The following is a 1537-nucleotide window of genomic DNA, read 5'->3' as shown; positions in this document are numbered from 1 at the left end:
TTTTATGGGCGTATTTTTTTGTAACTCATATTTTTCAATGAATTTTTTTTTTTTAGATTATATTTTTGAGTTATTATGGTAGAATAAAGCAAAGGAAGGTTTTTTTACCCTGCCAGAGCCAATTTTCTAAGATTATGCGCAATAGCAATTAAGCCGGTTTCTATTTCGACTTTATTTTGTCCTCTGAGAAAAAATCTTTTAAATCCTTTGTTATGTTTGATTTGAGCAAACACAGGTTCTACATCGTGGCACCTTTGTTTTCTAAGCATTATGCCCCGTTTTGTATTGAGAAGTTTATGAACCTTATGCCGGAGCTTTGAAAGTTTTGAGTTAGAAGGTGAAGATGTTATAATTTTGGTTTTCTGATCTTTATCAAAATAATTATACTTGATATAGGCTTTGACTTTTCTCTTTTGGAGAAAAATATAGTTCTCTTCTGAGCCATATCCTGCATCAGCCACTATTTCGTCGGGAGATTTATGATAAAGGTGTTCAAAATTCTTAATATGAGGAAGAAGGGTTTTAGTGTCACCAGGATTAGGATGCAAAGTATAATTAATGATAAACTGATTCTCGGTACTAAACTGAAGATTGTAAGCCGCTTTGAGCTGCCCGTTACGCATATGATCCTCCTTCATGCGCATAAAAGAAGCATCAGGATCTGTTTTTGAATAGCTGTTCCTATTCCCAAGAATAGCCTCTTGGCTCTCATATTTTTCAAGATTTTCAGCCCAGTTCTTTTTTGCGTAATTAATCTTCTGACGAACTTTAGAGCAAATTTTCTTCTTCTTTAAAGTAGAATCTATCGTTTCTATAACAGATTTTATTTTTTCTTTGTCCATAGACTTAAAGGTTACCTCCGAAGTATCTTTCATTTCTTCCCTGGCTATCTCCTGAGTGTAGTTCCACAAATCCTCAAGTTGGGACTCTATACGTTCTTTATTCTTTTTAATAGCCTTTCCCCATACAAATGTGTAACGATTGGCATTGGCTTCTATTTTAGTCCCATCTGTAAAGATGGTTTGCAGGCTTACCAGACCTTCTTTCTCCAGATATAATACAATTTGTGCGAAGATCTCTTTGAGTTCTCCTTTTAATCTCTCACTTCTGAAACGGTTCAAAGTATTATGATCAGGACGGTTCATGGCGCTTAGCCACATAAAATGAACATTCTCTTTGAGTGCCTGCTCCAGCTTTCTACTCGAATAAATATTACACAAATAGCCATAAACCAATACTTTCAAAAGCATTTTGGGATGATACACCGATGTGCCGCCGGGTTTATAATTACGGAGTAAATTACTGATATCCAGACCATCTATAACAGCTGAAACAGTTCGTACAGGATGATTATTTTCTATCAGCTCCGACAAATCAGGAGGAAAAAGAAAATTTTGCTTGGGATTATAATCTTTAAAGACTACCTTTGATTTACTTAACACACAGCAAATTAATCAATTTGCAAATATTAGGAAAGCAAAAGCTTTCCTTTTTTTATGCTCAAAAAAAGACTGCCTCACTTTTGAGACAGCCTCTT

The 1537-nt window shown here is 34.9% G+C and carries 1 protein-coding gene; it reads right to left on the bottom strand.

Going from position 1 to position 1537, the window contains the following annotated elements; all coding sequences use genetic code 11:
- Positions 1-104: 104 nt before the first annotated feature.
- Positions 105-1442 carry an IS1182 family transposase gene (locus DRF59_RS20630; protein WP_115964486.1) on the bottom strand — a complete coding sequence of 446 codons (1338 nt, stop codon included), beginning with the start codon at positions 1440-1442 and terminating at the stop codon, positions 105-107.
- Positions 1443-1537 lie beyond the last annotated feature (95 nt).

It is taken from the genome of Chryseobacterium flavum (genome assembly GCF_003385595.1).
Taxonomy (GTDB): domain Bacteria; phylum Bacteroidota; class Bacteroidia; order Flavobacteriales; family Weeksellaceae; genus Chryseobacterium; species Chryseobacterium flavum.
This window is presented reverse-complemented; position numbering and strand designations above follow the sequence as displayed.